6 protein-coding genes and 4 tRNA genes are annotated in these 8,284 nt (G+C 42.1%); all 10 read right to left on the reverse strand.

Going from position 1 to position 8,284, the window contains the following annotated elements; genetic code table 11:
- Positions 1 to 81 precede the first annotated feature (81 nt).
- The 10 genes from miaA to L2748_RS08815 all read right to left on the reverse strand — a co-directional run bounded on the left by miaA (position 82) and on the right by L2748_RS08815 (position 8,276).
- Positions 82 to 1,008 (reverse strand): tRNA (adenosine(37)-N6)-dimethylallyltransferase MiaA, encoded by a 927-nt coding sequence (gene miaA, locus L2748_RS08770; RefSeq protein WP_276516274.1) that lies wholly within the window; start codon positions 1,006 to 1,008, stop codon positions 82 to 84.
- Positions 998 to 2,911, reverse strand: coding sequence for a DNA mismatch repair endonuclease MutL (mutL, locus tag L2748_RS08775; protein ID WP_220779867.1), 1,914 nt, complete (start codon positions 2,909 to 2,911; stop codon positions 998 to 1,000). The genes miaA and mutL overlap by 11 nt, the downstream gene beginning before the upstream one ends.
- Positions 2,912 to 2,929: 18 nt before the next feature.
- Positions 2,930 to 4,258 carry an N-acetylmuramoyl-L-alanine amidase gene (locus L2748_RS08780; protein ID WP_220779865.1) on the reverse strand — a complete coding sequence of 443 codons (1,329 nt, stop codon included), beginning with the start codon at positions 4,256 to 4,258 and terminating at the stop codon, positions 2,930 to 2,932.
- Complete coding sequence (tsaE, locus tag L2748_RS08785) at positions 4,242 to 4,724, reverse strand: tRNA (adenosine(37)-N6)-threonylcarbamoyltransferase complex ATPase subunit type 1 TsaE (protein ID WP_248957683.1); 483 nt, start codon at positions 4,722 to 4,724, stop codon at positions 4,242 to 4,244. The genes L2748_RS08780 and tsaE overlap by 17 nt, the downstream gene beginning before the upstream one ends.
- Before the next feature lie 74 nt (positions 4,725 to 4,798).
- Positions 4,799 to 6,277 (reverse strand): NAD(P)H-hydrate dehydratase, encoded by a 1,479-nt coding sequence (locus L2748_RS08790; RefSeq protein ID WP_220779086.1) that lies wholly within the window; start codon positions 6,275 to 6,277, stop codon positions 4,799 to 4,801.
- A 170-nt stretch (positions 6,278 to 6,447) separates the two neighbouring features.
- Complete coding sequence (locus L2748_RS08795) at positions 6,448 to 6,903, reverse strand: ferritin family protein (protein ID WP_220779085.1); 456 nt, start codon at positions 6,901 to 6,903, stop codon at positions 6,448 to 6,450.
- Positions 6,904 to 7,760: 857 nt separating this feature from the next.
- Positions 7,761 to 7,836: transfer RNA gene (locus L2748_RS08800), tRNA-Gly, on the reverse strand.
- A 125-nt stretch (positions 7,837 to 7,961) separates the two neighbouring features.
- Positions 7,962 to 8,062, reverse strand: a tRNA-Gly gene (locus L2748_RS08805).
- A gap of 15 nt (positions 8,063 to 8,077) precedes the next feature.
- Positions 8,078 to 8,153: transfer RNA gene (locus L2748_RS08810), tRNA-Gly, on the reverse strand.
- A gap of 47 nt (positions 8,154 to 8,200) precedes the next feature.
- A tRNA-Gly gene (locus L2748_RS08815) sits at positions 8,201 to 8,276 on the reverse strand.
- Positions 8,277 to 8,284: the final 8 nt, after the last annotated feature.

Here is an 8,284-nt window from a genome sequence, read left to right on the forward strand (position 1 = left end):
TTTTAATTAAAATTAATAGTTATTCTAATGCGCTAAAACTTTTATCTTTGGTTTTAGTATTATACAGCTACAGCTAATAAGCTAGCGACTATGTCGCATTACTGTAGCAAGATTACTTTCGGCCCCGCTTTCTAGCCAGATTAAATCAGGCCAGCCACGTAACCATGTTAATTGACGTTTTGCTAATTGCCTAGTAGCAACAATAGCTTTTTCGACCATAGTATCATAGTCAATTTCACCATCTAGATACTGCCAACATTGACGATAACCTACACAACGCATAGACGGCAGGTCTAAATGCAAGTCATCTCGAGCCTTTAAACGTTCAACCTCGCTAGTAAACCCTTGTGTTAGCATGGTTTTAAATCGAGTTTCTATAGCCTTATGTAACACCTTTCTATCACTCGGCGCAATCGCAAATTGCACAGCTTGGTAAGGAAATGCGTCGGATTTAGTTTTAGTCAGTTCAGTTAATGACTGACCGCTAATCCTAAACACTTCCAATGCTCTAGCTAACCGCTGTGGATCATTAGGGTGAATGCGTTCTGCAGAAACAGGGTCGATTTCTCGTAGTTGGTCATGTAAAGCTTGCCAGCCTTGAGCTTCAGCCTCGGCAGCAATTTGTTCTCTAATCGCTTCATCTGCCCCAGGTAGCGGTGATAATCCTTCAAGTAATGCCTTGAAATACATCATAGTGCCGCCAACAAGCAGTGGGGTTTTACCACGGCTTAAAATATCTTCTATTTGGGCTAATGCATCACGTCTAAAATCCGCCGCAGAATAGCTTTGCGCCGGATCAATAATATCGATCAGTAAGTGAGGAGCCGCTGCTTGCTCTGCAGCATCAGGCTTAGCGGTACCAATATCCATATCTTTGTAGATCAATGCTGAATCCACAGAGATAATCTCACAGTCGTACTGCTTAACAAGCTCAATAGCTAATGCGGTTTTCCCCGAGGCTGTTGGCCCCATTAGGGTAATCACTTTCTGTGATGTTTTATCGGTCACTCTGATTTTCTTTCATCCATTGTTCCCAAGGTAACTCTTGAGATTGATTATAAAGCTCTTGCTGCACATTAGCTGGCAACGTATTGAGGGCAAACCATGCTTGGTTAGCAGAGGTAAATCGATTAGCCGCTTGTTCTGCAAGCCACTTAACTAGGGCTTCGTCACTGGGTTGATCTAATCTAATCCACTGCAATAGCTCTGGAACTAAAGTTGCTAATTGGCTATCCCTTAGATATGGGGGCACTTTCTTAATAATCAACTGCCCTAACCGAATAGATAACTCAATTCCTAACTTTCTAAGTAATTGTTCTCGCTCTTCAAGCACTACAGCCCAATCGTCATCCATCGCAACAGCAACGGGCATTAATAACGGTTGGCCGACTAATCCTTGACATAGTTTAGCGCCAATTTCAGCCTTTAGAGCTGCCTGAGCAACTAATGCGATGCTGAGTAACGATATTTTATTCTCTTTAGCTAGCAGCCAGTATTCACCACCAATAACTGCAGGCATCTGTGCTACATGTTGATGAGCTGAAGTTAAACCTGCCTGCCCGTTAACTAACTCAACGCTAGGAGCATGGTTAGTCGGGGCATTTTGCTCATAATTAGCTACTCTTGTAGCATGAGCACCTGAATTATCAGTGCTAAGTAACTCTCCATAAGCACGAATACTACTTTGCGACGGACGACTTGCCTCACTATTGGATGCGTTACTCTTTAGCGGAGCACGAAAGCTTTGGCTGTCAGGGGCATAACCTCTAGTGCTGGTTACAGATTGGCTATCGCGCACACTCGAATCTGCACTTACTCTGGTTGTATCCTCGTATGGATTAGTCTTTACCGCACCACGAAGCGGTGCAGGCTGGCTGCTGTCCACCTGAGTGTTAGGAGAGTCATAATTTTCCGATAGCGATTGAGACATTGCCGATTGTAATGCCTGCAAAATAAAATCATGTACATAACGGCTTTGATGAAAACGTACTTCATGTTTGGCTGGGTGAACATTGACATCGACCTGATGCGGATCGAGATCCAGCATTAATACATAGCCTGGCGACACGCCTTCAGCATATTGCGCAAAAGCTTGTCGCACAGCGTGATTAACCAATCTATCTTTTACTAAGCGACCATTTACATAAAAATATTGAGTTTCACTGTAACCATTTGCAGCACTCGGTGACTGCAAATAACCACTAAGCTTTAGATCGTTATGCTCACATTCAATACGCAGGCAGGTTTCAGCAAATGCTTTACCGCAAATTTGCCCTAATCGTTGAATGTATTGAATTTCCGTGTTGGCCGGACGATAGTTACGTACTGTTTTATCATTGTGCTTAAGGGTAAAATGAATATCCCTTCTCGCCACGGCAATACGCTTAAGCCACTCATCAATATGAGTAAACTCGGTCTTATCACTTTTTAAAAACCGGCGACGCGCAGGCGTATTAAAAAACAGATCGACCGCTTCAACCGTTGAGCCTACCGGATGAGCAGCCGGTAACACTTTAACCGCCATTTCAGTACCTTCAGCCTGAGCCTGCCATGCCTCGGTTTGCTCCGCTGTGCGTGAGGTTAGCGTTAACCTTGAAACCGAGCTAATACTAGCAAGTGCTTCGCCACGAAAGCCAAAACTTAATATCGCTTCCAAATCATCAAGGGATTTGAGTTTAGAAGTCGCGTGCCTTGAGAGTGCTAGGCTCAAATCTTCTTTTGGAATACCTGAGCCATTATCGCGAATACGGATAACTTTTGCGCCACCCTTCTCAATCTCAATATCAACACGCGTAGCCCCTGCATCCAGACTATTTTCAACCAGCTCTTTAATCACAGAAGCAGGCCGTTCGACCACTTCTCCGGCCGCGATCTGGTTTGCTAATTGAGGAGGTAACTTTTCTATCGCCATGGGGTACTCTTTTACAACCTAAGCTCTTGGAATAATCAGCTTTTGACCAATACGAATACTATTAGACTTGAGATTATTCGCCTTTTTCAAACGAGTTACTGAAATTTGGTAACGCTGAGCGATAACCGATAAAGATTCACCGCTACGTACCTTGTGCTCCACACTGCTCTTACTCGCTAATAAGGAGTTAACGGGTGGGTTAGCTTCAAAATACTTTAGCACGCCTTTATGGATGGCGTTGGCAACGTTATTTTGATGATCGCGTTGCGACAATAAACGCTCTTCCCGAGGGTTTGAAATAAAACCTGTTTCGACCAAAATTGAAGGTATATCCGGCGATTTAAGCACAGCAAAACTGGCAGATTCGGGCTTATGTTTATGCAGCTTAGTTACTCGACCTAAATTAGATAACACATCACCCGCAATATTGTGGCTAATAGCCATGGAGCGATCCATTGACATATCAAGAAGTGTCATTGCAAGGTACTGTTCATTATCAGTATTTTGAATGATTTCGCCTGCACCACCAAGCAATTCTGAGTGTTTCTCTTTTTGCTCTAGCCAACGACCAATCTCACTGTTTGCCCGTCGCATCGATAGCACCCAAACTGAAGCGCCTTGAGGCTGTGGCGAGGTAAATGCGTCTGCATGAATTGAGATTAATAAGTCAGCCTTACTATTACGCGCTATATCAGAGCGCTTATTTAAGTTTACAAAGTAATCACCAGTACGTGTCATTACCGCCCGCATACCCGGAGTGGCGTTGATTTTGTTAGCAACTTTCTTTGAGATCTCTAGAACAAGTTTTTTCTCATAAATCCCTGTAGGGCCGATAGAACCCGGGTCTTCGCCACCATGACCCGCATCAATTGCTATAACAACATCTCGTAATTTAGTGGTCGTTTTCGGCTTAGTCACTGCCGGCTTTTTAGCTGACGTGCTAGCGCCATCAAGATCCACAACTAAACGGTTGCCATATGGCGCTGTTGCTGGCAATGCAAACAAATTGGCTTTAACAGGCTTAGCCAAATCAATGACTATTCGTAAAGTGCCCTTTTTCGGAGGAGTACTTTTACGAACTTTTTTTACCAACTTGCTGTTATTTTTTATCTTATTTAAATCGACTTTATTCGTCGACTGCTTTAAATCGACAACTAAACGAGAGGGGTTAGTCAAAGTGAAATAGCTGTAATCAGGTGATTTGCTTAAATCAAACACGATACGTGTTGATTCCGGCGCAGCCCAAATCCTTACGCTGTCGAGTTTATTCGAACTGTGCGCAAAAAATGAAAAACTCGATATGATAAAAAATAGAAAAAGTCTAAAAATATTACTGTTTATTGTCATTATCGTTTAAAGCCACCAATATGTTTTCACCTGCAGAAGAAAGTGCTTTTAGCTCAACTTCTCGTCCAGTATTAACATATTTAATATGGATATGTATATCAGCAGAAGGCAATAAACCATGGCCACGGTCTGGCCACTCTACGATGCAAAGGCTTCGCTCAGTAAAGTAATCGCGGATCCCCATAAACTCGAGTTCTTCGGGATCATACAAACGATACAAGTCAAAGTGATACACGTCGATCCCATCTAGCTCGTAAGGTTCAACTAATGTATAAGTCGGACTTTTCACTGCACCTTGATGACCAAGGCTTTGAATCAGCCCGCGGCTAAAGGTGGTTTTTCCAGCACCAAGATCACCACTTAAATAAATGGTTAGCGGGGGAGTAATCAAGCTTGCCAGCTTAGTACCCAAAACGACTGTATCTTGTTCGTTTTCTAAATTTAGTATCATTGATTGCGTATTCATTCCGAGTCGAAAGGCGCCTTAATAAAATTGCCGATAGAATGCATTACTTTAACCTAATCACCTAGCTTTCTAAACTAGATTTCATTAACTAACTGACGAATGTACGGCATTAAATCACTGGCCAACATACCTCGCTCACCTGATTGAGCTGCGAGATCTGCCGCTTCACCATGAATTATGACACCTAAACAAGCTGCATCCATATTGGAAATGCCTTGCGCGATTAACCCACCAATAATGCCTGCCAGCACATCTCCACAACCACCACTTGCTAAACCAGGGTTTCCAACAGGAGCAACGATGCACTTTTCATCATTAACAATTATCGTACCCGCCCCCTTTAATACGATGACACCACCGTACTTTCTGTGCAGATCTTTAGCAGCCTTAAACCTATCTTGTTCAACTTCGCCAACCGAGATCCCGAGTAATCTTGCAGCCTCTCCAGGATGGGGAGTAAGAACGTAATTACTACGACTTATCGGCATCGATTTCAGCAAATTAAGCCCGTCGGCATCAATAACACAAGGCTTATCAGTAAGCTCAACCGCTTTTAATAAATTATAACCCCAGTCATTTGTTCCTAATCCTGGACCGATAACCAAAACGGACGCCCAGCCTAATTTTAGATACACCTCCATATCGACCAGTTCACAGCCCCAAAACATCAACTCTGGCCGCGTTGCACTGACAATAAATTGATGATCAGGTCTAGAAATCACGGTAACTAAGCCTGCACCGCTTTTTAAACAACCTTCAGCGGCAAGTCGCACAGCTCCCGCCATACCGTAATCACCACCTATGATTGAAACTTTACCGTTGTGTCCCTTATGAGCATCTCGCTTTCGTGGCGAAAACACACCTTTTAAGGTATTGCGGCACATTTTTTGGGTATTAGTCTCGGGAAGAAACTCATTAAGGCCTAGGCTTGCAACAGATAATTCTCCACAGTAATGACGTGCTCGACTGGTTAGCAACCCTTGTTTTATTCCGCCGAAAGTTAAAGTTACATCAGCTTTTACGGCAACTTGAGCAAAGCTACCTGTATTAGGATTGATTCCTGATGGTAAATCTAAACTGAGTATCCAGGCTTGACTGCGGTTGATAGCATTAATGATACCAACAAGCTCTGAGCTTAGTTCACCTCGAATACCGGTCCCGAGTAAGCCATCAATAATCAATTCGGCTTGCTCAATGGCATTTTCATCAAATTGGCTAATTAACCCGCCAGCCTGTTGGAAACTATTGATAGCCCATACCAGTTCTTCACTAGGTTTGCTTGCAGAAGATGCTTGCAGTAAAACATCAATCCCAGCTTCCAATAATAACGTCGCAGTAATGAAGGCATCCGCAGCATTATTACCGTGCCCAGCAAGCACTAAAACCTTTGTCGCAGTTTGTTGTTTTTGCTTAAACAATAAAAAAGCAGCTTCAGCCGCTTGATCTACAAGTTGAGATAAACTGATCCCGCCGCTTTTAACCGCGTTTATTTCCGCAGATCTTATTTGCTCAGCAGTAAATAAAGGCATCGACACTAAGCTATGCTCAATCATATTTTTGTTCCTTCACTCGCTGGTTGCTATTACTTTAAAAGTGTACAAACTCCAACTTAACTACAAATGAAAGCTAACCCTGTCAAACTCAGTTAATTTAGTCTGCTATTTATGACAAAAAAGCACCCAGAGGTGCCTTTAGTGAAACTAAAACAACGTCATCGCTCAGTTTAAATATCATCCATACGTATGCTGCTATGCACTAAACGCTGCTGCTGAATTCTTTTTACTCTGACAAGATCTTCTAAAGCACCTTTGGTTTCTGTCGTTGCGGAAGAACCAGCCGTTTTCTCGATGAGATCAATTAACAGGTTATCTAGCTCCAAATGCTGCTCAAGAACATCTTCCTCAGTCATATTTCCAGGTAGATTCAGTTTTTGGCATCTCGCGATAAAATCTTCAAATACAATGTCTTTATACCAAGTATCTAAAACTCTTTTTGGTGCGTCATCAATATAGTTTTCTAACTTATCTGCTGCTTCTCGTTCATGTTGTTGGAAGTACTCCAACATTAACTTAACTCTAGAAGAGTCAGCTTGAGCATGCAGTCGTCCATATAGCTTTGCCATTTCTATGCGGCATGACACAACATAGTCTAAAAGTTCACTCAATTGTTGAATTCGCATCTATCACTCCCTAAGTAGCCTATTCGAATAGGCTGCTGAAATAATACTCGCTAATGATTATGGTATGAAAAAGCATCGATAAATTTGAGCAGCATCAAGTTTTAGCCCTAGTAGAGCAGTTTAGTTTAGCGTTTGTTAAAGAAAAGCCACATTGATCACAAGATAAAAACACGCTAGGGACTTGATCATGACCAAATAAGATTCGAGCCGTAGCTTTTTTCAGCCAGGAAAAATATCAACATGTTTGACAGGCGCAGCAGAGCTAGAGCCCTATAGACAATAGAAAGATTGAAGCGAGCTTTTAGTTTGAACAAAAGAGATTTAAGCAAGAATGGCTTCGAACTGGCTGCTTATAAAAAATAGGGATATACCTTGGCAAAAAAAGGTATCAACATTTTCTGCGAGCACAACTGGGCTAATGTCGCATAAATATTTTGGTTTTATTCAGGATTCAGGTTTGATTTGAGATATTTGAGTATGTGCAGAGGAAGATTGGAGCGAGTTTTTGATTTAAACAAGACTGGGTTCGAACCGACTGCTTATAAAAAATAGGGCTATACCTTGGCAAAAAAAAGGTATCAACATTTCTACGAGCGCAACCGAGCTAATGCTGCATAAATATTTTGGTTTTATTCAGGTTTGATTTGAGATATTTGAGTATGTGCAGAGGAAGATTGGAGCGAGTTTTTGATTTAAGCAAGAGTGGGTTCGAACCGACTGCTTATAAAAAATAGGGCTATACCTTGGCAAAAAAAAGGTATCAACATTTCTACGAGCGCAACTGAGCTAGTGCCGCATAAATATTTTGGTTTTATTCAGGTTTGATTTGAGATATCTGAGTATGTGCAGAGGAAGATTGGAGCGACATATCGGGTTCGAACCGATGACCTATACCTTGGCAAGGTATCGCTCTACCAACTGAGCTAATGTCGCATAAAACTTTTCACTACACTTCTAGTTGTAATCATTAACCAAGGGTATCGTTTCACCTTTAGCAACTGAACTATTATCGCGTAATCTTTTTACTTACCGGACTTGGTATTCCAATAAGTTTAAATTGGAGCGACATATCGGGTTCGAAACAAATAACCGATGACTTATACCTTGGTAAGGTATCGCCCTTTTGCTCTAAACTAAGAGTCAACTGAGCTAATGTCGCACAATCTTTTAAATTTGGAGCGACATATCGGGTTCGAACCGATGACCTATACCTTGGCAAGGTATCGCTCTACCAACTGAGCTAATGTCGCATAAAACTTTTTACTTACCGGACTTGGTATTCCCATAAGCTTTAAATTGGAGCGACATATCGGGTTCGAACCGATGACCTATACCTTGGCAAGGTATCGCTCTACCAACTGAGCTAATGTCGCATAAATCT

Origin of the sequence: Shewanella sairae (genome assembly GCF_023283535.1) — a bacterium.
Classification (GTDB): domain Bacteria; phylum Pseudomonadota; class Gammaproteobacteria; order Enterobacterales; family Shewanellaceae; genus Shewanella; species Shewanella sairae.

What these genes read in the sequence shown, in the direction of transcription:
- L2748_RS08790 (WP_220779086.1), bottom strand. Translation starts at nt 6,277, where the DNA reads ATGATTGAGCATAGCTTAGTGTCGATGCCTTTATTTACTGCTGAGCAA.
- mutL (WP_220779867.1), bottom strand. Translation starts at nt 2,911, where the DNA reads ATGGCGATAGAAAAGTTACCTCCTCAATTAGCAAACCAGATCGCGGCC.
- L2748_RS08795 (WP_220779085.1), bottom strand. Translation starts at nt 6,903, where the DNA reads ATGCGAATTCAACAATTGAGTGAACTTTTAGACTATGTTGTGTCATGC.
- L2748_RS08780 (WP_220779865.1), bottom strand. Translation starts at nt 4,258, where the DNA reads ATGACAATAAACAGTAATATTTTTAGACTTTTTCTATTTTTTATCATA.
- tsaE (WP_248957683.1), bottom strand. Translation starts at nt 4,724, where the DNA reads ATGAATACGCAATCAATGATACTAAATTTAGAAAACGAACAAGATACA.